The following is a 21751-nucleotide window of genomic DNA, read 5'->3' as shown; positions in this document are numbered from 1 at the left end:
TATTTTTACCCCGTTCCGCCCCGCTCGCAGCTGCATTTACTCTATTTTTACCTTTGAGCTGCCTCAATGACACAAAACAGGGTTAATTGCCCGCAAAAATGATTCAATCGGGCCAGGCTTTCAGCAACGATATCTCCAGCTTTAAGCAACAGGATAGTAGTATAGAAAACGGAAATCGGCCTGTTTAATCAAAGACGCCGGTGGAAAGGTAGCGGTCGCCGCGATCGCAGATAATCGCTACAATCACCGAACCGGGATATTCTTTTGCCACCCGCAAGGCACCCGCTACAGCCCCGCCCGAACTCACGCCGCAGAAAATACCTTCTTCACGAGCCAGCAAACGCATGGTTATTTCAGCTTCGCTTTGCGCCATGTCGATCACTTCATCGACCAGCTCCGGCTGGAAAATCCCGGGCAAATAGGCTGCGGGCCAGCGGCGGATACCCGGAATGCTGCTGCCCTCTTCCGGCTGCAGACCAAAAATACGGATATCCGCACGCTGGCTTTTCAGAAAGCGACTGACGCCGCTGATGGTGCCGGTAGTGCCCATGCTAGAAACAAAATGCGTGATACGCCCAGCCGTTTGTTGCCAGATTTCAGGACCCGTGGTGGTAAAATGGGCCAGCGAGTTATCAGGATTATTGAACTGATCCAACACTTTACCTTCGCCACGCTGCTCCATTTCGCGAGCTAAATCGCGCGCGCCTTCCATGCCTTCAGCTTTACTGACCAGCAGCAGCTCTGCACCGTAAGCCCGCATCGCGACCTGCCGCTCCATGCTCATGTTTTCAGGCATCAGCAGTTTGAGCCTGTAGCCTTTAAGCGCGGATATCATCGCCAGGGCAATACCCGTATTGCCGCTAGTGGCCTCTATCAGCGTGTCGCCGGGGCGGATTTCACCGCGTTTTTCGGCCTGATCGATCATAAAAAATGCCGCACGATCTTTTACCGATCCTGCCGGGTTATTGCCTTCCAGTTTGACCCAAATTTCGCTATCAAGATCCTTTGACAGGCGTTGTAACCGCACCAGGGGTGTATTACCGATAAATTGTTCGAGCGTGCTCACTGTGGCTGCCTTATTTCAGTTGGATATAAATACCGCACTAAAATGAATAAATGAGTATAAGACGATAAAAAGGGCGGATTTTACCGCCCTTTTTTTAACCATATTAATTAAAGTTGAAGGATTTTAAAACTATTAGGCCGTTTTAGCGAGCGCAACGGGTTGCAGCTGCTGATCGCCCGCATATAGGCGAGCATTAAGGCCACCAACATAGAAACGGTCACCGCGCTGCGGCGCGCGCTGATCTTCAACTTCACTTAATACCACGGAAATCGGCTCATCGTGCCAACCTTGCGGCTGTACGGTAAGCTGCCAGAAATGACCGCGCGGGCTGACTTCCAAAACCTGTACCGGCAGCGGACAACGAGTGTTCGCCTGAGTAGTGATTTCCATTTCCCACGGATGCAGGAAAAGGTCAACCTTACCCTGATGCAGCGGCGCAATAGCCAGCGGCCAATGATGCTGGCCGACATACAGCTGAGAACCGCGGATCTCGCCGCCGATGCGGTTAACTTCACCCATAAATTCCAGTACAAAACGGGTCGCCGGTTCGCGCCAGATTTCAATCGGCGTGCCAACCTGCTCAATATTGCCCTGACTCATCACCACCACGCGATCGGCCACTTCCATCGCTTCTTCCTGATCGTGAGTCACGAACACGCTGGTAAATTTAAGCTCTTCGTGCAACTGGCGCAGCCAGCGGCGCAGCTCTTTGCGCACCTGTGCATCCAGTGCGCCGAAAGGCTCATCGAGCAGCAGAATTTGCGGCTCGACCGCCAGCGCGCGGGCCAGGGCGACGCGCTGTTTTTGCCCGCCAGAAAGCTGAGCCGGGAAACGGTTGCCGAGATGACTCAACTGAACCATTTCCAGGAGTTTACTGACTTTCTGTTTAATCGCTTCGGCGTTCGGACGCTCGCGACGAGGCAGCACGGTCAATCCAAAGGCGATATTATCGAAAACCGTCATATGGCGGAACAGCGCATAATGCTGGAACACAAAGCCAACCTGACGATCGCGAGCATGCAGGCGCGTCACGTCTTTCCCGTGGAAACTCAGCTTACCCGAGCTTTGATTTTCCAAACCGGCAATAATACGCAGCAACGTCGTCTTGCCCGAGCCGGAAGGCCCAAGCAGCGCCACCATCTGGCCAGAAGGAATATCGAGCGAGATATCATTTAGCACCTTGGTGCGACCAAAAAATTTGTTGATACCGTTAATTTCAATGCTCATTGTTTCCCTCCCGCTCAAGTCGGTCGTTGCTACGGGCTAAACGCCACTGCAAACCGCTTTTCAGAAATAGTGTGACGATTGCAATCAGAGTCAGCAGTGCGGCAGCGGTAAACGAGCCGGCAACGTTGTAGTCCTGATTCAATAATTCAACCTGTAATGGCAGCGTGTAGGTTTCTCCGCGAATTGCGCCGGAAACAACAGACACTGCACCAAATTCACCGATGGCCCGCGCGTTGGTCAATACCACGCCGTAGAGCAGCGCCCAGCGGATATTGGGTAAAGTCACGCGGCGGAACATCTGCCAGCCGGATGCGCCAAGCAGCACCGCGGCTTCATCTTCCTGACTGCCCTGACTCAGCATCACCGGCACCAGCTCACGAATAACAAACGGGCAGGTCACAAAAATAGTCACCATCGCCATGCCCGGCCAGGCAAACATAAACTGCAGATTATGCTCGTCCAGCCAGCCACCCAGCGGGCCGTTAGCGCCGTAAAACAGCAGATAAAGCAGACCCGCAACCACTGGCGAAACCGCAAAAGGAATGTCGATCAGCGTTAACAGCAGTTGGCGACCCGGGAAATTAAAGCGTGCCACCAGCCAGGCCAGCAGCGTACCGAAAATCAGATTCACCGGCACGGTAATCAACGCCATCAGCACTGTCAGCCAAATAGCGTGCAGCATATCCGGGTCGACCAGATTCTTGCCCACGGCTGCAATGCCGTCTGACAGCGCCAGTACAAAAATGGTGATCATCGGCACCACCAGCAGCAGTAGGCAGATTAGCGTGCCGACACCGATTAACGTCCATTTAAGCCAGTCAATGCGGCGTGGCTCGGTATTTTCTACCTGGGTAAGTTGCGACATTATGCGCCTCCCAGTCGACGGCCATAACGGCTTTGCATCGTGTTGATTGCGAACAGCAAGATAAGCGAAGCAGCCAGAATCACCGAGGCAATTGCGCTGGCAGCCGCGTAGTCAAACTGTTGCAGGCGGACAAAAATCATCAACGAAGTGACTTCCGTTTTCCAGGCAATGTTACCGGCGATAAAGATAACCGCGCCGAACTCACCCAGGCTGCGGGTAAACGACAGCGCAGTACCGGCCAGCAGCGAAGGCATCAGTTCCGGCAGCACCACGCGACGAAAGCTCTGCCAGCGCGACGCACCCAGCGTTTCGGCGGCTTCTTCATATTCTGGCCCCAGTTCTTCGAGTACCGGTTGCACGGTACGCACCACGAAAGGAATACTGGTAAACGCCATCGCCACGGCGATACCGAGCCACGTATAGGCAACTTTGATATCAAACTGTGCCAACCAGTGACCATAGAAACCGTTCACCGAGAACAGCCCCGCCAGCGTCAGGCCCGCAACAGCGGTAGGCAGCGCGAATGGCAGGTCCATCAGGCCGTCGAGAATGGTCTTGCCGGGAAACTCGTAGCGGGTAAGGATCCAGGCCATCAACATACCAAAAAAGCCGTTAAAAATACTCGCAACCCCGGCGGACAGCAGCGTGACTTTGTAGGCCGCCACGACCTGAGGATCGGAAACTACCGCCCAATACTGTGCCAGCGTCATGTGCGAAAGCTGGATGACCAGCGCGCTGAGCGGCAACAATAAAATCAGACAAACAAACAGCAGGCTGCTGCCCAGGCTTAGCGTAAAGCCCGGTAATACTCGTTTGGTAGACAACAACATTACTGGTGTCCCTGCGCGATCAGTTTATCCAGCTCACCGCCGGTATCGAAATGGGTTTTCATCACTTGGGGCCATCCTCCAAATTGGTCTTCAACTTTAAACAGTTTGGTCGCCGGGAACTGCCCCTTCGCCTGATCCATCACCTTCTGGTCATAAACGCGATAGCTGAAGCTAGTAATAATCTTCTGCGCTTGCGGACTCCACAGGTAATTCAAATAGGCTTTAGCCGCCTTCTCGGTACCATTTTTTTCGACATTCCTGTCAACCCAGGCCACCGGGAATTCCGCCAAAATATCCACTGGCGGCACGATGACTTCGTATTTGTCCGCGCCGTACTGTTTACGAATATTGTTTACTTCAGATTCAAAGCTTATCAGCACGTCGCCCAAACCGCGGTCGACAAACGTGGTGGTTGCACCGCGCCCGCCGATATCAAACACCTCGACGTTTTTAATCAGCTTCGCCATTTTTTCACGGGTTTGCGCCTGATTATTGCCATCTTCGAGGTTGAATGCGCCCCAGGCTCCAAGATAGGTATAACGGCCATTGCCCGAAGTTTTAGGATTCGGGAACACTAGCTTGACATCGCTGCGCGTCAGGTCGTCCCAGGTGTGAATATTTTTCGGGTTACCTTTGCGTACCAGAAACGCCATGGTCGAATAAAACGGTGAACTGTTGTTCGGCAAACGGCTTTGCCAATTCGCCGGGATCAGATCCCCGCGATCGTGCAAAATTTGTACATCGGTAACCTGATTATAGGTGACCACGTCCGCTTTAAGCCCCTGCAAAATCGCCAGCGCCTGTTTTGATGATCCGGCGTGCGACTGCTTGATCTCCAGCTTGTCGCCATTGTTCTGCTCGGCCCACTGTTTTTCAAACGGCGGATTCAACGCCGCAAACAGTTCACGAGAAACGTCGTAGGAGCTGTTAAGCAATTCAGTCGCAGAGGCAGACGCAACGCCACCGGCAATCAGCAGCAAGGCAAGCGCACCCTTGAGGGTTTTATTCTTAACCGATGTATTGTTCATTCTCTGCCCTAATTGAAAACAGCTATAGATCTACAGTGTATTTATAACTGACTCGGGAGTAGTAAGGGTTTTATATACTATTTGGTGATTTACAAGCATCAAAAGCTATAAGCCACGCGGAACAAGGGGGAATCAAGATAGGAAAAAGCGGCACCGCAGCCGCGGTGCCGAAGATGACGGGTAAATTAGTTGGTTGAAGCGTGCCAGACTATCTTGCTGACCTTCCAGTTTTTAAGCGTGTCATCGGACGGCATCAGCTGGTCCGGACCATCCCACGCGCCGGTGAAGACATAGCTGACGTGCTGGCTGTCAGGCGCTTTACACTCGATGTTCTGCGAATCATCGCCGTGCCCTTTCACACAAGATTCAAAGGCTTTGCTGTACAACGAGCTAAACACTGTACCGATTTTGACACCCGACTGGCTTTGAACCTTAGGATCTGAAACTTCAATCCTGTCAACGTTGCCTTTAGGTTCGCCGGAAACGGTAATTTTAACCGTGTCGCCATCCATCGCCTGATAGAAGGAACGCATCTTGCCGTCGCTCATCGACATTCCACTGCGCAGGCGGTAATCATCGTCGAGGCCATCTTTGATATCGCTTTCATTGAGCGGTGTACTGGCGGTTAATTTACCAACGCCTTTATCGGTGACTTCCAGACTTTTACCGAACCAGTTAAGAGGGTTAAAACTGGACCAGCTCGGCGCATGCATATTCGCCATGGTTGAGCAGCCGGTAAGCATCAATGGTAGCGCCAGCAAAAGTGGGCGGATAGTCATGAAATACACTCCTTGATAATTATTCAAATTTGTCGCTAATGGGCAGTTGGAGTGCATCTGCCGCAAAAAGTGCCGCAAAATATTGAAACCTACAGCCCAAACTTGCTCACACCAGTCGACGCTCTTCATCGAAACAGGCACGCAACCGGCGGCTCAACAGCCAGTAAGCCAACGCGCCCGCATCCATCAGCGCCAAAGCAATATCGATTAGGTTAGGTTCTTCCATTGATTGCCATAAGCCCAAAGCCTGCAACGCAAAGGTGGCAAACATTCCGGCAAGCAGCAGCCAATAGCTCATCTGCCAAATTCTCGGCCAGAGATGGCGTCGGCTACTAAGCAGAAAAATGACTACTGGCGGGATACCAAGAAAGATCCCGTTCCAGAAAGAGTGTCTGTCAGGGTAAAACAATGACAGCAAACCGTTACCTTGCTGCCTCGATGCACCGGCCATCACAAATAACAACCAGGTACGCGCCTGTAGCACTAATATCGTCCAGAACCACAGCGGCAGGCGGAGCATGCCGTGGCTGTTGTAATCGTCAGGATTCATAGCCTGGAAAAATCATCCTCGATAATTTAAGACGCCAAAAATAGCGTCGGAAACACAAACTGATCGCGCGTTAAGCCCGTTGGCCATTGATACTTTGATTATACTTTTGCGCGAACGGCATATCTGCCGCGATCAGCATAAATTAAGTCATCTTAAGAAACTGTTAAGAACAGTCTGCTTTACTGTTCATCAAGGCAACACTCACTGGCCACGTCAGCGAAGAATCTCCCGTTAGGAGGTTGCCTGAAATTCACAGAAATTAAAATTAAGGATGACTATTATGATGAAGAAGATAGCTCTGGCAAGCCTGATCACACTCTTTACCCTTCCAGCATTGGCACAGACCAGCGGAGGTTTTCAGGGTCCGGGAGATCAGCAAACACACGGCAAAGGCGGTTTCTCCGGGGATACGGCGTCATTAAGCAGTGTAAAAGACGTTAAAACCTTGAAAGACGATCAGTGGGTTGCACTAGAGGGTAACATCGATAAACGTACCGGCGACGATAAATATATTTTCCGCGATGCCACAGGCACGCTGACCGCCGAGATTGATGACAAGCGCTGGAATGGTCAAAACGTCACGCCGAAGGATAAAGTCCGCCTCGAAGGCAAAATTGATAAAGACTGGGATTCAGAAGAAATCGACGTCAAAAAGGTCAATATCATTAATTAATAACAAAATGCGCATTGACTCTCCTGACCTGAGTAGGTTGGGAGAGTCGGCATTTAGCCCTGAATGCAAGAAAACTATAAATCCTCATAAAAAATCAGGCCGCATTCAGGAATATCTCCTTTTGCGACCTGATATTTATAATGATGGGTTAAAAACAGGGCTGCGAATAAGCATTGTGCTTACTCTTCTATCTCGAAAATTAATACTCTTGATCGACTATCAGCCGTTTACCCAGACTAATACTCTCTATCACTTCGTAATCCAGCTTTTCATACATGCTGATCACTGCATCGTTTTCGGCGCGAACCATTAACTGAATTTTTGGACAGCCGCGAGCGATCAGTTTTTTCTCTAGACGATTCATCAACGCGTTGGCAATGCCACGTCCGCGATATTCTGGATGCACGCCCAGATAATAAGCCGATCCGCGGTGCCCGTCGTATCCCCCCATCACTGTGCCTGCCACTACGCCGCTGACTTCAGCGACCAAAAATAGCTCGGGATCGTGATTTTGCTTACGCTCGATGTCCAGCTCGGGATCGTTCCAGGGACGTAATAAATCGCAGCGCTCCCACAGGGTCAGCACTTCTTCAAAATCTTCTTGTTTAAATACGCGAATTTCCATCACTCTTCGCCGTTGTAAAAAAGTTATTCATTGATTATCGCGTGATCTGCTTGTTACGCAATATCAAAATCACCGCTTTTACCCTGCAGAGAGGAATTTTTTAATCAGCAGCGGCGATTTTTGACCCTTTCCCTAGCGATTTCATGCCAGCCGGACCGTTCCTCATGAAAAAGTCAGGAAAATATCAGGCCGAGAAAATATGAAAATCGCACAGTTTGTTAATAAACAGCAATAGTTCTCATGTCGATTATGCTGATTGGATACTATATAACATCCGCATTCTGCTTTTTATCAAAGGGCTGCGGACAGATGCTTAATCCACTTAATAAATTTCTCCATTTCCAACCGCTTCCTCGCTCTGCTACGCGTCGTCAGGTTTTACTCACTGGTCTCGGGCTGGCCTTTGGCGCATTTGGTAGCCGCTTTGCACAAGCGCAGCAAAACGAACATGTCACCAAAGTTGCGCCCAAACCCAAGCCGCCCGGTGCCAAAAAGCTGGTGATGATCGACCCCGGCCACGGCGGTATCGACTCGGGGGCAATTGGCCACGAAGGCTCAGAAGAGAAACACGTGGTGCTGGAAATCGCCAACTACGTGCGCCAGCATCTTGCCAGTCACCCAAATATCGAAGTTAAGCTGACGCGCGATGCCGATCATTTTATCCCGCTTTATCAACGGGTCGAGATCGCTCATCAGCATCAGGCAGATTTATTCGTTTCAATTCATGCCGATGGTTACACCAGCCCGGAAGCCAGTGGCGCATCTGTATTTGCCCTTTCCAACCGCGGTGCCACCAGCGCGATGGCGCGCTATATGTCGCAAAAAGAGAACGATGCAGACCTGGTTGCCGGGGCGAAATACAAAGAAGCAGACAACAATTACCTGCAACAGGTGCTGTTCGATTTGGTGCAGACCGATACCATCAAAAATAGTCTGACGCTGGGCCACCACGTGCTGGACCGTATTCGTCCGATTCATCACCTGCACAGCCAGCAGACCGAGCAGGCAGCCTTTGCGGTACTGAAATCACCCTCAATTCCTTCTATTTTGGTGGAGACCTCGTTCATCACCAATCATGAGGAAGAACAGCTGCTCAACACCACCGCGTTTCGTCAGGAAATCGCCGGGGCTATTTCACAAGGAATAGTCAATTTCTTTGCCTATTTCGACGCCCACGAACGAATTCCGCGCTGACTGTGCAAACTGGCGGGCAAATAGGGCTATAATGGCCGCCTATTTGTCCGCAAGACTGCGAGTTATCCCGTGAACCCATTACCTGATATCAACCAAGTAAAAGCCTTTCTGCTGTCACTTCAAGACCGTATTTGCCAACAGCTTGCCGCCGCCGATGGCCGCGCGCAGTTCAAGCAAGACCAATGGGTCAGAGAAGAAGGCGGTGGCGGCCAGAGCAGGGTATTGACCGGCGGTGCGGTCTTTGAACAGGCCGGAGTGAATTTCTCCCACGTTTCCGGCGCTACCCTGCCCGCTTCGGCCACTGCGCATCGCCCGGAGCTTGCTGGCCGCAGTTTCCAGGCCATGGGAGTCTCGCTGGTTATCCATCCGCTCAGCCCGTATATTCCGACCAGCCACGCCAACGTGCGCTTCTTTATCGCCGAGAAACCGGGTGAAGATCCGGTGTGGTGGTTTGGCGGTGGTTTCGATTTGACCCCTTACTACGGTTTTGAAGAAGACGCCCGCCACTGGCATCAGACTGCCGCCTGTCTTTGCCAGCCCTTTGGCGAAGACGTTTATCCGAAATACAAAAAGTGGTGCGACGACTATTTCTATATCAAGCATCGCGACGAGGCGCGCGGCATTGGCGGCCTGTTCTTCGATGACCTGAACACTCCAGATTTCACCCAGTGTTTCGCCTTCATGCAGGCAGTCGGCAACGGCTTTACCGAGGCCTATCTGCCAATCGTTGAAAGGCGCAGGGCGCTGACCTGGGGCGAACGCGAGCGCGATTTCCAGCTTTACCGCCGTGGTCGCTACGTGGAATTTAATCTGGTATGGGACCGTGGCACACTGTTCGGCCTGCAAACCGGCGGCCGCACGGAATCAATTTTAATGTCGATGCCGCCGCTGGTGCGCTGGGAATACGGTTTTGATCCCGCTCCCGATAGCCAGGAAGCCGCACTGTATCGCGATTTCCTGCCAGTACGCGACTGGCTGTCGGAGAGTAAATAATGCAGATTTGGGTTGACGCCGACGCCTGTCCAAACGTCATCAAAGAAGTGCTTTTTCGCGCCGCTGAACGCACCGGCACCCTGGTGACATTAGTCGCCAATCAGACTATTCGTACCCCGCCCTCGCGCTTCCTGCGAACTCTGCGCGTTGAGGCAGGATTCGACGTTGCCGACAACGAAATCGTCAAGCGTGTAGAGATGGGCGATTTAGTCATCACCGCCGATATTCCGCTGGCGGCGGAAGTGATTGAGAAAGGCGGCATGGCGCTTAACCCGCGCGGCGAACGCTACACCACCGAAACTATCCGCGAACGCCTGAACATGCGTGATTTTATGGATACGATGCGCGCCAGCGGCGTGCAAACCGGAGGCCCACCGACCATGAACCAGCGCGATCGCCAGCAGTTCGCCAACGAGCTGGACAAGTGGCTGGTGCAGGCCAGGAAAGGCTAGCCTGAAAGGGGCTGGCCAATCAAATCAAGGCCCGAGGTGATTAATCGCTCCAAAATAAACGATCACAAGAAAAGTGCTCGTGCTGATAAATAGCAAAAGCCCGGCAGTCAGCAACGACAGCCGGGCTTTTTTGCATCGAATGCGAGTCGCTTACTGCGACATATTTAAAATAGTGCGGATATTCAATGCGGTAGTGGCGATAATGTCTATTGCGCCGGTGCGCAGTGCGCCGAGAATTGCCAGCGCCTTGGTGTTTTCTGCGGCAATGGCAATCACGCAGGGGATTTGTCGTAGCTCATCAATGCTCAGGCCAATCACCCGTTCATTCATTACCGTGTCAACGTGCTGGCCCTGTGCGTTGAAAAAGTCATAACCTGCTACGTCGCCAATGACCCCTTGGTTGAGGTTAGCGTCGATAATCTCGTGTGGGGTAAACCAGCCCAGCTTGACCATGTAACTATTTTCATTCATATCACCGATGCCCACCAGCGCGATGTCCGCCTTGCGCGCGCGATCCAGCGTTTCATTGATGGTACCGTTGCGCATAAACGCTTCGCGCTGGGCTTTCTCTTCCACATAGGCCGGTGCGTAAAGTGTTTCACTGATGCCACCAAACTTTTTCGCCAGCCGACGGCTGATGTGATCAGCGTTAATCGAATCGCCGGGACGATGCGTGCCGCCTATGCCACAGATAAACTTGCACTGCCGCTCAGGCATGCTGCCCGGATGATCGGCGATCGCCGCAACGTTGCGCCCTTGACCAACGGTAACCACGGATTGGTCTTTTAGCGTCGAGCCGAGATAATTGGCGACCAGCGCGGCGACCTGACGACGCTGCTCATCTTCATCCAGATTGTCCAGCGCAATCAGCGCGCGTTTGATGGGAAAACGCTCCAGCATTTGCTGCTCAAGGCGCGTGCTGAATACCGGGTGATAGCGCACGTTAATCTCAACGATGCCCTCTTCTTTCGCGCGTTTAAGCAGGCGTCCAACCTTGATGCGCGAGATACCGAATTTTTTGGCAATTTCTTCCTGAGTGATCTCGTCCTGATAGTAGGCGACTGCTATCTCAGTCAGCAGTTCGTTATCTTGAATGACAGTTTGCTTTTCCATCCGGGGCTCAATTCTCCTGGCAAATTCTGCCTTTGATACGCTAATCGATGATTATTGCCTAGATAAAGATATTACGACAGCATGACTTGGAAGAGGCGGAAAAAAAGAGTCATCAAGTGGATCTGCTGGAAGGGGCGCAAACCGGGCGGTCTGCGCCATGTTTCACTGCTGGTTCAGTTAATGTCAAACCGCCAATCAGCGTTTGATAGCATCGATTTTCAACATGCGGGCAATCACGATATCCAGCTCTTTCTCTTCAAAAATCTGTTTCCAGTCTTCTTTGATAATTTTCTCACGGCCATATTCCATGGCGATCATACAAGCATCCGAGAACGGATTTGTGCTGCGAAATGCCACTGCCAGCGCGATTTGAATGTGCCCGTAGAGCATGGCTTTCGCCGCCTCTTCTGGTACGCCGCAGGATTTCACGGTTTCATCCAGAGCTTCTTTCATAAATGAACCGACCATACAGGCAACGGTTTCCACCAGCGTCGGCTCCAGATAGGCCAGCTGCTTGACGGTTACCCAGTGAACCTGCTCGACCGGCCCGTACATTACGCTGACAACTTTTGCCAATTCAATACGATCGGCATCGCTGCCCTGCTCATAGGAAGCCGCCACGTGCTGGATAGCCGCAATGCCGCCAAAGGCGTCGGCATGTTCTTCTTTGGTGTAGCGTTCAAGGAATACCGACGGATGACACGGGTGCGCCACCGCGTATTTAATATCTTCTCGATGGGCAATCAGATTGGCGTAAGCTGCCGCAGGATCAAGAGTCAGCAGCACCGCACCGGCCTTCATTTTAGGCACGATGGCGGTAGAAACCGCACCGAGCGCGATGTCTGGCACTGCCAGAATCACCACATCGCTGTGCTGAACTACGCTGTCAGCATCAGAGATTTCACGCCCCTGAGCCTGGACTTGCTCCTGGGCGCGCGGCGAGTTTTCACAGTAAAACACCTGGTAACCGCTTTTCTGGAAATTGGCAGAAATTCGCATGCCCATTTTCCCGCCAGCGCCCAATACAGTGATGGTTTTCAAAGTCGTTGTCATGATGTGTTCCTCACTTAAATTATTAAATTTCTATAAAATTGTTAAACCCGTTTTATGAATGACGGGACAGCAAAAATTCGAGATTGTGACGCGTCCACGCGTCCTCCATGGCGCAGGTCGCGTCGGCATTTTCCTGCCACGGTAACCAATGCTCGATAATCTGATTGATCCCGCGCGTCTCTGGCTTCACGGCGGCAATCATGGCGTCATAATCCAGCAATCCCTCGCCCATTGGGCATCCGGCAAAGGTAAAGCCCACCCAGCCATCGCGGCGGGAAAACGCAAAATCTTTAACGTGCAGATTCAGCACATAGGGGGCGGTGCTGCTAATCACCTCCTTCGGCGTTTCCAGCGCTGCCACACAGTTGGCAGGATCAAGACAAATCCCCAGCCACGGGGAGTTGAAATGTTTCACCACTGCCAGATTGTCTGCTGTCGGGACTTGCTCGTAAGTTTCAATGCACAGCGCAACTTCACTGCGCTCAAAATCAGGCAATACATGGGCCAGCTGCTGCTGCGCCTCGGCAATGGTTGGCCGCGAGTCCGGGCTGTTGAACATTGAACGCAGAATTTTGGCATCCAGCGCCTGCGCCAGCCTGAGATAGCGGCCAAGATGATCGGCTTTCAAGCCGCGCGTGCCCAATTCCAGCACTACGCCCAGTGATTCTGCGCGCTGCCTCAGTTTTTCAAGGTTATCTACCGAAAGACGTTCGATTCCAACGTAATCACAGATTTGAAACACCTGACCACCCAGCTCGGCGGTGTTTTCCAGCATCGCGTCCAGTCCCATTGGCGCAGGAACGCGGTCGGAATGGCGCCAGAAAAAGGCGTAAGTGCTCAGTCCAATGGCCATCATCAGCTCCTGTTGGCGGGAGAAAGTAAAAGAGTGGCCGCTTCGTCGAGAATGGCTTTATAGGCAGCGGGCTGATGCGAGAAGCGGCCGAGGAACAACCCGCCAGTGCGCGTGCCCAGCTGGGTTAACAGTCCCGGACCGGCGCTGCCACCGTAAATCACCCGACGTGCGCCACTGGCGTTTTCAGCCAGACGAGCGGACAGCCCCTGACAAACCTCACCAATAAAATCGGCCGAAGCAGGCTCTTTCGCGCCGATCGCCCACTGCGGTTCGTAAGCCAGAATCGCGTCGCCGCTTAATGAAAGTTTCTCGGCCGGAGCCAGTGCCTGATGCGCCTGATCCACCGCCTGATCGATGGCCTGTGCCGCCGGGCAGCGTTCGGCCTCGCCAATGCAAATCACCGGGATGAGCGAATTTCTCAGCGCAGCGGTGGTTTTATCGGCGATATGTTTATCGGTTTCTGAAAAATAACGACGGCGTTCGGCGTGGCCGATTTCGACGTAACCACAGCCCATTTCTCGCAGCATCACGCCGCTGACTTCACCGGTGTAAGCCCCGTTGTCTTCCCAAAACATGTTTTGCGCGCCGACTTTCATTGGCGTGCCGCGAAAAGCGTCCAACGTGCCGGCAATGGCGGGTAATGACGGGAAAACAAACAGCTCGACCAGCCCGTCGCGCACAACCGGATGCAGGCGGATGATGTCGGCGATTTGACGAGACCATTCCAGCGTCTGCTGATAGCCAAAATACATTTTGAGGCTCACTCCCAGCGTCAGTTGTGGTTTCATCAGATTTGCTCCTCATGCGGTTTAACGTTGCCAGCAGTCTTGCTGCTGAACAGCGGCAGTAGTGCGTTAACAATTAATGCCAGTGAAACGGCACCGGCATCGGGTGTGCCAATACTTTTTTCAGCCAGCGGACGAGCGCGGCCCATCTTCGGACGCAGATTCGAGGTCGCTTTCGCCTGTGCATCGGCCTCCTGTGCAGCCAGCTGCCAGGCAGTGCCGAAATCATCACCGCGTTTCACGCTGGCGCTCAGGGTGTCGCTGAACGGAACCAGCACGTCGACCAGTGTTTTATCGCCAACCTTGGCTTTACCAAAGTGCATGATGCCCTCTTTGGCTTTACGAACACCCTCGGCGACGCTTGCCGCATCGGGATATTTTTCATCACCAAATACTGTGCCCAGCGCGTTCAGCGCCATGCCCCAAAGTGCGCCAGAGGTGCCGCCTGCGCGATCGGCCCAGGCATCGGCAGCCTGTTGCAGCAAGGTCCCGGCACCTGCACCGCGCAACTGCATTTCTGCGGCTTTTTCAGCGGCGGCCAAAGCACCGCGCTCCATGCCGATGCCGTGGTCACCGTCTCCGGCGATAGCATCGATGCGGCCCAGCTCATCGGCGTGGGTCACTACCGTTTGCGCCAGCGTATTCAGCACACCGACCAGGCACTGTGCGGCCTTTTTCGACTCGGTGCTGGCGGTTGGGATCAATACGGTCTCGACGGCGGCCAGTTTTTGCTCGTCCAGCGGCGCGGCTGCGATCACAGAACCTTTGCGAAACGCGGGGGCATCGGCCGGCGCGCGCCACAGTGTTTCCAACTGTTCATCGAGCCAGAATAGCGTGAGTGAAGCTCCCGCCATATTAAAGCTCGTCACAAATTCACCCACTTCAGCATCCACCGCCACAATTCCGGCCTGATCTAAAAGCTGGGCGATACGGCGATAAACCACAAACAGTTCCTCATACTTCACCGAGCCCAGGCCGTTGAGGATAACTCCAACGCGTTGCCCTTTGGCGCTGGCAATATCATCGGGCAACTCGTCGAGCAGGCTTTTGACCAGCACCTCGGCCAGCTCGTCGGCGGTCGGGATATCTGCCTCACCGATGCCCGGCTCGCCGTGTATGCCCATGCCTAGCGCCATTCTGCCTTGAGGAACGCTGAACAAAGGATGGTCAGCACCCGGCAAGGTGCAGCCGCTAAACGCCACGCCAAACGAGCGAATACGTTGATTGGCGAGGCGGGCAATACGTGTCACTTCTTGCAGAGAATGGCCCTGCTCGGCGGCAACCGATGCCGCTTTGAACACCACCAGATCGCCCGCCACGCCGCGTCGTTTCTCGCGCTCGGCCTTGCTGGCGCTGGAAATATCGTCAGTGACCAGCACGATTTCACAGGGAATGCCTTCGGAAATCAGGCGATCGCGTGCCAGTCCAAAGTGCAGCACGTCTCCGGCATAGTTGCCAAAAGTCAGCAATACGCCGCCGCCGTTGTTGGCCGCACGCGCCACAGAAAGAATTTGCTGGGCCGACGGCGAGGCAAACAGGTTGCCCATTGCCGCGCCGTGAGCCATGCCTTGCCCGACTAATCCTGCAAATGCCGGGTAATGACCTGATCCGCCGCCAATCACCACGGCAACGGTACCGGGTTCACTACGGGTACTTCTGACCACCCCGCCTGGCACCTGCCGAACTTTGGCAGAGTGTGCAGCAACGAATCCTTCGATCAGCTCATTGGCAAACGCTGAGGGCTTATTAAATAAATAGGTCATTTCACTACTCCTAGGCAGCTTTTGCGGAATGCGAGTCTTTCAGGGTGGTGTTTACCGGTTTTGCCGGACGCTGAGTGGCACGCAGCAGCACCATCAAAAGCGCAGACAACAGCATAAATCCGCCGACCACCATCATCGGAACGGTATAGCTCGAGGTGGCATCGTGCAGTGCTCCGGTGACGTAACCGGCTGAAAAACCTGCCACGTTGCCGAGGGTGTTAATTAACGCTACGGCGGCCGCGGCGGAGGCTCCAGACAGGAACTGCGTTGGCAGAGTCCAGAAGTTCGGCAGTGCCGCAAAGATTGCACAGGCGGTAACGGTTATTACCGCGATGGTGGCTGCCGGAGAATTCATGTACAGCGCAAGCGGAACGCTAATGCCGCCAACCAACGCAGGCAGAGCGATGTGCCAGGTTTTGCAACCACGTTTTGAGGCATCACGTGACCAGAAGAACATCACTACTGCGGCAACCAGATAAGGAATGCCGGTAATCAGGCCTTTTTGCAGCACGCTGAAAGTCACGCCGAACTGCTGCTGGAATCCGCCGATAATCGTTGGCAAGAAGAACGCCAGCGCATATAGGCCATAGACAAAGCCGAAATAAATCATGCACAGCATCCATACTCGACCGCTGGCGAGAGCGGCACGCAGACCCTGATGGCCGTGAACATTTTTCTTGCTCGACTCTTCTTTCTCCAGCTCGGTTTCCAGCCATACGCGCTCGTCTGTAGTGAGCCATTTGGCGTCTTTTGGCTTATCGACCAGATAGAACCAGGCTACCAGACCGGCAATAATGGCCGGAATTGAAACGCCGAGGAACATTACGCGCCATCCAGCAAGACCAAACAGGCCGTGATGATTGATTAGCCAGGCGGCCAGCGGCGCGCCGAAAACCACAGTCAACGGCTGAGCCAGATAGAACAATGCGAGAATTTTGCTGCGATAGCGTCCCGGAACCCAGGCACTAAGGAAGAAGATTGCGCCGGGGAAGAATCCGGCTTCAGCCACGCCCAGCAACAGGCGCAGCCAGTAAAGTCCTTCAACGCTGCTCACCCAGGTAAACAGCAGTGAAACGATGCCCCACGAAACCATGATGCGCGACAGCCAACGGCGTGCGCCGAAGCGATGCAGCGCCAGATTGCTCGGCACTTCGAGCAGGATATATCCCACAAAGAAGATCCCCGATGCCAGTCCGAACTGAGCAACCTGAATGCCCAAATCGCTGATCATCCCATTAGGGCCCGCAAAAGAAATGGCGGTGCGATCCAGGAAGTTAATAAAGAACATCAGCGCCACAAAAGGCACCAGTCGCAAACATATTTTGCGAATCGCTGACTTTTCAGCGCTGCCCGGTATTGCTGTAGAAATCGTTGTCATTTTCTTACTCCTTTTGCCCAAAAGCAGGCAAAGCGTTAACTGAGGAGCTTCTGGTGTGCTGACACGTGCAGCGTTCAAAAGCGCGGGATGACTTATCCGACGCTGCAAAATGGGCAATGCTTGTAGGGCTTTTGCAGGCTTGAATCATGGTCTCATCCTCTAACGGGTTTCGAGTTGTTCATAAATTCGTTAAGTGAACATATGAACAGTAGACCTTTCATTAAAAATTGCCTATCACCCGATCACAAAAGTGTGACCTGACTCATAAAGCTGTGGTGAACGGGTTAACCCACCTATAACCACACTTTTTGTTCAAAACATTTAATTCAATAGCGTGGATTTTGATCACTCATCACAAAACAAATGAACACATGTTGAACATATGATTGGTTTTGCGTTATCTTGCATATAATCGTTGCGCGCTGCCGAAAGGCACCGGTTGTCGCAGCAGGTAAATGGACGTTATGTCAAATGGCATGAAGCACTCCCACAGTCATAACCTATTAATTAGGCAGGAGAAATTATGTTACCTATCGCGATTGGAGCCGATGATGCGGCTATTGAATTGAAAAATATCGTGAAAACTTATATCCAGCAGCAGGGGTTTGAAGTGGTGGATTACAGTCAGGACGCCAATAACCCGCTGTATCCGGATATTGCTTTCACCGTGGCTAAGGCAATTAAAGAAGGGAAATTTGAGCGCGGCATTCTATTGTGCGGCACAGGGATCGGTATGAGCATTGTGGCGAACAAAGTGCCGGGCATTCGCGCCGCCCAGTGTCACGACACTTATTCGGCAGAGCGCGCGCGCAAGAGCAACAATGCTCAAGTCATGACCCTCGGCGCTCGGGTTATCGGCCCTGAATTGGCAAAATCAATTGTGGCTGCCTGGCTGGCTTCTGACTTCGAAGGTGGCGGCTCCACCAGCAAAGTCGAGAAAATTGGCTATTATGAAGGATTGAAGAACGCGTAATATTTCTGCTGTTAGCGGGTCCTCGTCATTGCAACCTTCAAGTTTGTAAATCAGGACTCGCCAACAGGTTTCACAACCTGTTGATTTCTAAAGCCATAGTTCTGGCCCATCACAACAATCAGAAAAAGCGCATTCAATGTGTTAATAAAATGATGCAGTCTATGTACTCTAATTAAAACGTATAGACATTTTGCTGTATCGATTCTTCTTAAGGAGTAAGAGATGAACCAGTTAGACGCACTTAAACAGCTAACTACCGTGGTAGCGGACAGCGGCGACATTGAATCCATTCGCCATTTCGAACCGCAGGACGCAACCACCAACCCTTCCCTGATTCTAAAAGCAGCCAATATTCCTCAATACCAACCTCTGATTAAAGAAGCTCTTGATTACGCCCGCAAGCAAGGCGGAAGCAAGGAAACGCAAATTATCAATGCTTCAGACAAGCTGGCTGTGAATATTGGTCTCGAGATCCTTAAAAGCGTACCGGGCCGTATTTCAACCGAAGTGGACGCGCGTTTATCTTTCGATCGCGGAATGTGTGTTGCGAAAGCGCGTAAACTGATTGGCATGTACGCCGATCACGGCATTGATAAATCGCGTATTCTGATCAAACTGGCTTCGACCTGGGAAGGCATCAAAGCCGCCGAGCAGCTTGAACAGGAAGGCATTAACTGTAACCTGACGCTGCTATTCTCCTTTGCTCAGGCCCGCGCCTGTGCCGAAGCTGGCGTTTACCTGATTTCGCCATTTGTAGGCCGTATCTACGACTGGTACCAAGCTAAAGAACCAAACGCGGCTTACGACGTGGCGAAAGATCCCGGCGTTCAGTCCGTGGCCGACATTTACAAGTACTATAAAGAACATCGCTATCAGACTGTGATCATGGGTGCCAGCTTCCGTAAAGTGGATCAGATCCTGGCTCTGGCCGGGTGCGATCGTTTGACCATCTCTCCTAATCTGCTGGAAGAGTTGAAAAACAGCAACGAGCCGGTTGAACGTAAACTGACTCCCTCTACAGAAGCATTCCATCAGCCAGCGCCGTTGGCCGAAGAAGAGTTCCGCTGGCAGCATAACCAAGACCCAATGGCGGTTGAGAAGCTGTCTGAAGGCATTCGTTTGTTCGCTGTCGACCAGCAAAAGCTGGAAGATATGCTGTCCGCTCAACTGTAATCAACTGGAGTAGAACATGTCCTCTCGTAAAGAGCTTGCGAACGCTATCCGCGCACTCAGCATGGACGCCGTGCAGAAAGCAAATTCCGGCCACCCCGGTGCCCCAATGGGCATGGCCGACATCGCCGAAGTCCTGTGGCGCGATTATATGAACCACAACCCGACCAACCCGCACTGGGCTGATCGCGACCGCTTCGTGCTGTCAAACGGTCACGGCTCGATGCTGATTTACAGCCTGCTGCACCTCACCGGCTACGATTTGCCAATCACCGAGCTGGAAAACTTCCGTCAGCTGCACTCAAAAACTCCGGGTCACCCGGAGTACGGCTACACCGCTGGCGTTGAAACCACTACCGGTCCGCTGGGTCAGGGGATCGCCAACGCCGTCGGCTTCGCGATTGCCGAACGCACGCTGGCCGCGCAGTTCAACCGCGAAGGTCACGACATCGTTAACCACCACACCTACGCCTTTATGGGCGACGGCTGTATGATGGAAGGCATCTCCCACGAGGTTTGCTCGCTGGCCGGTACCATGAAACTCGGCAAACTGACCGCGTTTTATGACGACAACGGCATCTCCATCGACGGCCACGTAGAAGGCTGGTTCACCGATGACACCGCGGCACGTTTCGAAGCCTACAACTGGCACGTTATCCGCCACGTAGACGGCCACAACCCTGACGCTATCAAAGCCGCCATCGAAGAATCCCACAAGGTGACCGACAAGCCGACCCTGATCCTGTGCAAAACGATCATCGGTTTCGGTTCGCCAAACAAGGCCGGTACTCACGAAGTGCACGGCGCAGCGCTGGGCGCGGACGAAGTGGCCGCAACGCGTAAAGCGATTGGCTGGAACTATCCGCCGTTTGAAATCCCGCAAGATATCTACGCGCAGTGGGATGCCAAAGAGGCCGGTAAAGCGAAAGAAGCCGCCTGGAACGACAAGTTCGCGGCCTATGCCAAGGCTCACCCAGAGCTGGCCAAAGAGTTTGATCGTCGCGTCAACGGCGAGCTGCCGCTGAACTGGGAAACCGAAGCGCAGAAATTCATCGAAGGTTTGCAGGCCAAACCAGCAAACATCGCCAGCCGTAAGGCGTCGCAAAATACGCTGGAAGCGTTTGGTAAAATCCTGCCGGAATTCCTGGGCGGCTCCGCTGACCTGGCACCGAGCAACCTGACCATGTGGTCCGGCTCGAAGTCCATCGGCGACGACAATGCCGGTAACTACATTCACTACGGCGTGCGCGAATTCGGCATGACCGCGATAACCAACGGTATCGCGCTGCACGGCGGTTTCCTGCCGTATTCCGCGACTTTCCTGATGTTCGTGGAATATGCGCGCAACGCAGTACGCATGGCCGCGCTGATGAAAATCCGCAACGTGTTCGTGTACACCCACGACTCCATTGGTCTGGGCGAAGACGGCCCGACGCACCAGCCGGTAGAGCAGTTGGCCAGCCTGCGCGTGACCCCGAACATGAGCCTGTGGCGTCCGGCTGACCAGGTTGAGTCTGCGGTGGCGTGGAAATACGCTATCGAGCGCAACGACGGCCCGACCACGCTTATCTTCTCCCGTCAGAATCTGACCCAGCAACCGCGTACCGCCGAGCAGTTGGCCAAAGTGGCGCGCGGCGGTTACATTCTTAAAGACAGCGAAGGCACGCCGGAGGTTATTCTGATCGCCACCGGTTCAGAAGTCGGCATCACCGTAGAAGCCGCCGACAAGCTGGCCGCAGCGGGCACCAAGGTGCGGGTGGTTTCACTGCCATCGACCGATGCCTTCGACAAGCAGGATGCGGCCTACCGCGAATCCGTGCTGCCGAAAGCGGTTTCCGCACGCGTTGCCGTGGAAGCCGGCATTGCAGACTACTGGTACAAATACGTGGGTCTGAACGGTGCTATCGTCGGCATGACCACCTTCGGTGAGTCTGCTCCGGCAGAGCTGCTGTTCAAAGAGTTCGGCTTCACCGTGGATAACGTCGTTGCCAAAGCACAGTCACTGTTGAAGTAAAATCAACTCTCGCCACAGCGCTTTGAACGCGCCGTGGTGATCAAAAGCCTCGATGAAAATCGGGGCTTTTTTTTATCTAAAATTTGGACGCCAAGATAACTTGTTAATAACCACACTAAAACTAATTACATTTATATATATAAATTAAACAAATAAGCAGTTTTTGTAACAAATGGATTACAACAAACCGTCAAGATATGTAAAGAAGGGTTGCCTCTAGAAATAAACCCTTTTCGTCTATTGGCAGGACACTCCCGTTTAATTCCTGCTTATCATCCCGACCAAAGTGGCGATGAATTTTGCCTGGTGGGATTATTTTTCAACTAAGGATTGATATGACTAGTTCAGAGTGCGCCTTTGCGAAAGG

21 protein-coding genes are annotated in these 21751 nt (G+C 53.1%); 7 read left to right on the top strand and 14 right to left on the bottom strand.

The features are described 5' to 3' along the window. Nucleotides 1–184 precede the first annotated feature (184 nt). From cysM to AB3G37_RS06305, 7 genes are all read right to left on the bottom strand, one after another. On the bottom strand, nt 185–1066 hold the full coding sequence (gene cysM, locus AB3G37_RS06335) for a cysteine synthase CysM (protein WP_009638701.1): 882 nt from the start codon (nt 1064–1066) through the stop codon (nt 185–187). Between the two features lie 132 nt (nt 1067–1198). Then, on the bottom strand, nt 1199–2293 hold the full coding sequence (cysA, locus tag AB3G37_RS06330) for a sulfate/thiosulfate ABC transporter ATP-binding protein CysA (RefSeq protein ID WP_369790060.1): 1095 nt from the start codon (nt 2291–2293) through the stop codon (nt 1199–1201). Next, complete coding sequence (cysW, locus tag AB3G37_RS06325; protein ID WP_369790059.1) at nt 2283–3158, bottom strand: sulfate/thiosulfate ABC transporter permease CysW; 876 nt, start codon at nt 3156–3158, stop codon at nt 2283–2285. Before cysW ends, cysA begins: the two co-directional genes overlap by 11 nt. Continuing rightward, nucleotides 3158–3988, bottom strand: coding sequence for a sulfate/thiosulfate ABC transporter permease CysT (gene cysT, locus AB3G37_RS06320; RefSeq protein WP_009638704.1), 831 nt, complete (start codon nt 3986–3988; stop codon nt 3158–3160). The genes cysW and cysT overlap by 1 nt, the downstream gene beginning before the upstream one ends. After that, complete coding sequence (locus tag AB3G37_RS06315; RefSeq protein ID WP_369790058.1) at nt 3988–5016, bottom strand: sulfate ABC transporter substrate-binding protein; 1029 nt, start codon at nt 5014–5016, stop codon at nt 3988–3990. Before AB3G37_RS06315 ends, cysT begins: the two co-directional genes overlap by 1 nt. 185 nt (nt 5017–5201) lie before the next feature. Beyond that, a complete protein-coding gene (locus AB3G37_RS06310; protein WP_369790057.1) occupies nt 5202–5795 on the bottom strand; it encodes an RpoE-regulated lipoprotein in 594 nt (197 codons plus the stop codon). Nucleotides 5796–5901: 106 nt separating this feature from the next. Continuing rightward, nucleotides 5902–6345 (bottom strand): DUF2919 domain-containing protein, encoded by a 444-nt coding sequence (locus tag AB3G37_RS06305; protein WP_009638707.1) that lies wholly within the window; start codon nt 6343–6345, stop codon nt 5902–5904. A gap of 283 nt (nt 6346–6628) precedes the next feature. Here AB3G37_RS06305 and AB3G37_RS06300 point away from each other — a divergent pair, with 283 nt between their 5' ends. Further along, complete coding sequence (locus tag AB3G37_RS06300; RefSeq protein ID WP_157135344.1) at nt 6629–7018, top strand: YgiW/YdeI family stress tolerance OB fold protein; 390 nt, start codon at nt 6629–6631, stop codon at nt 7016–7018. A 199-nt stretch (nt 7019–7217) separates the two neighbouring features. Here AB3G37_RS06300 and AB3G37_RS06295 read toward each other — a convergent pair whose 3' ends face one another. Continuing rightward, entirely contained in the window at nt 7218–7643 is a 426-nt protein-coding gene (locus AB3G37_RS06295) for a GNAT family acetyltransferase (protein ID WP_009638709.1), read from the bottom strand. 309 nt (nt 7644–7952) lie between these two features. On the opposite strand from AB3G37_RS06295, the gene amiA reads away from it, so the two are divergent. From amiA to AB3G37_RS06280, 3 genes are all read left to right on the top strand, one after another. Next, on the top strand, nt 7953–8837 hold the full coding sequence (gene amiA, locus AB3G37_RS06290) for an N-acetylmuramoyl-L-alanine amidase AmiA (protein ID WP_369790056.1): 885 nt from the start codon (nt 7953–7955) through the stop codon (nt 8835–8837). A gap of 69 nt (nt 8838–8906) precedes the next feature. Further along, entirely contained in the window at nt 8907–9830 is a 924-nt protein-coding gene (hemF, locus tag AB3G37_RS06285) for an oxygen-dependent coproporphyrinogen oxidase (RefSeq protein WP_369790055.1), read from the top strand. Further along, nucleotides 9830–10282, top strand: a complete 453-nt coding sequence (locus tag AB3G37_RS06280) for a YaiI/YqxD family protein (protein WP_009638712.1) — start codon at nt 9830–9832, stop codon at nt 10280–10282. Before hemF ends, AB3G37_RS06280 begins: the two co-directional genes overlap by 1 nt. Nucleotides 10283–10432: 150 nt before the next feature. On the opposite strand, the gene AB3G37_RS06275 is transcribed toward AB3G37_RS06280, so the two are convergent. The 6 genes from AB3G37_RS06275 to AB3G37_RS06250 all read right to left on the bottom strand — a co-directional run bounded on the left by AB3G37_RS06275 (nt 10433) and on the right by AB3G37_RS06250 (nt 17227). Beyond that, nucleotides 10433–11395 carry a sugar-binding transcriptional regulator gene (locus AB3G37_RS06275; RefSeq protein WP_009638713.1) on the bottom strand — a complete coding sequence of 321 codons (963 nt, stop codon included), beginning with the start codon at nt 11393–11395 and terminating at the stop codon, nt 10433–10435. A gap of 195 nt (nt 11396–11590) precedes the next feature. Then, complete coding sequence (locus tag AB3G37_RS06270) at nt 11591–12448, bottom strand: phosphogluconate dehydrogenase C-terminal domain-containing protein (RefSeq protein WP_009638714.1); 858 nt, start codon at nt 12446–12448, stop codon at nt 11591–11593. A gap of 52 nt (nt 12449–12500) precedes the next feature. Further along, nucleotides 12501–13301 carry a sugar phosphate isomerase/epimerase family protein gene (locus AB3G37_RS06265; protein WP_369790906.1) on the bottom strand — a complete coding sequence of 267 codons (801 nt, stop codon included), beginning with the start codon at nt 13299–13301 and terminating at the stop codon, nt 12501–12503. A 2-nt stretch (nt 13302–13303) separates the two neighbouring features. After that, nucleotides 13304–14089, bottom strand: a complete 786-nt coding sequence (locus AB3G37_RS06260; RefSeq protein ID WP_009638716.1) for a triose-phosphate isomerase family protein — start codon at nt 14087–14089, stop codon at nt 13304–13306. After that, a complete protein-coding gene (locus AB3G37_RS06255; protein WP_369790054.1) occupies nt 14089–15849 on the bottom strand; it encodes a dihydroxyacetone kinase family protein in 1761 nt (586 codons plus the stop codon). Before AB3G37_RS06255 ends, AB3G37_RS06260 begins: the two co-directional genes overlap by 1 nt. A 10-nt stretch (nt 15850–15859) precedes the next feature. Continuing rightward, the gene (locus tag AB3G37_RS06250) at nt 15860–17227 is read right to left on the bottom strand and encodes an MFS transporter (protein ID WP_009638717.1); all 1368 of its coding nucleotides are present in this window, start codon (nt 17225–17227) and stop codon (nt 15860–15862) included. Nucleotides 17228–17750: 523 nt separating this feature from the next. Between AB3G37_RS06250 and rpiB the strand changes: the two genes are divergently transcribed. From rpiB to tkt, 3 genes are all read left to right on the top strand, one after another. After that, complete coding sequence (gene rpiB, locus AB3G37_RS06245; RefSeq protein ID WP_369790053.1) at nt 17751–18200, top strand: ribose 5-phosphate isomerase B; 450 nt, start codon at nt 17751–17753, stop codon at nt 18198–18200. A 222-nt stretch (nt 18201–18422) separates the two neighbouring features. Then, nucleotides 18423–19373: a transaldolase gene (gene tal / locus AB3G37_RS06240; RefSeq protein WP_009638719.1), complete on the top strand. Its 951-nt coding sequence runs from the start codon at nt 18423–18425 to the stop codon at nt 19371–19373. A gap of 16 nt (nt 19374–19389) precedes the next feature. After that, nucleotides 19390–21384 carry a transketolase gene (gene tkt / locus AB3G37_RS06235; RefSeq protein ID WP_369790052.1) on the top strand — a complete coding sequence of 665 codons (1995 nt, stop codon included), beginning with the start codon at nt 19390–19392 and terminating at the stop codon, nt 21382–21384. Nucleotides 21385–21751 lie beyond the last annotated feature (367 nt).

The sequence above is a fragment of the Rouxiella sp. WC2420 genome (genome assembly GCF_041200025.1).
In the GTDB taxonomy this organism is placed as follows: Bacteria; Pseudomonadota; Gammaproteobacteria; order Enterobacterales; family Enterobacteriaceae; genus Rouxiella.
The sequence above is the reverse complement of the archived record's forward strand: the minus strand, read 5'-3'. Positions and strand labels throughout refer to the sequence as shown.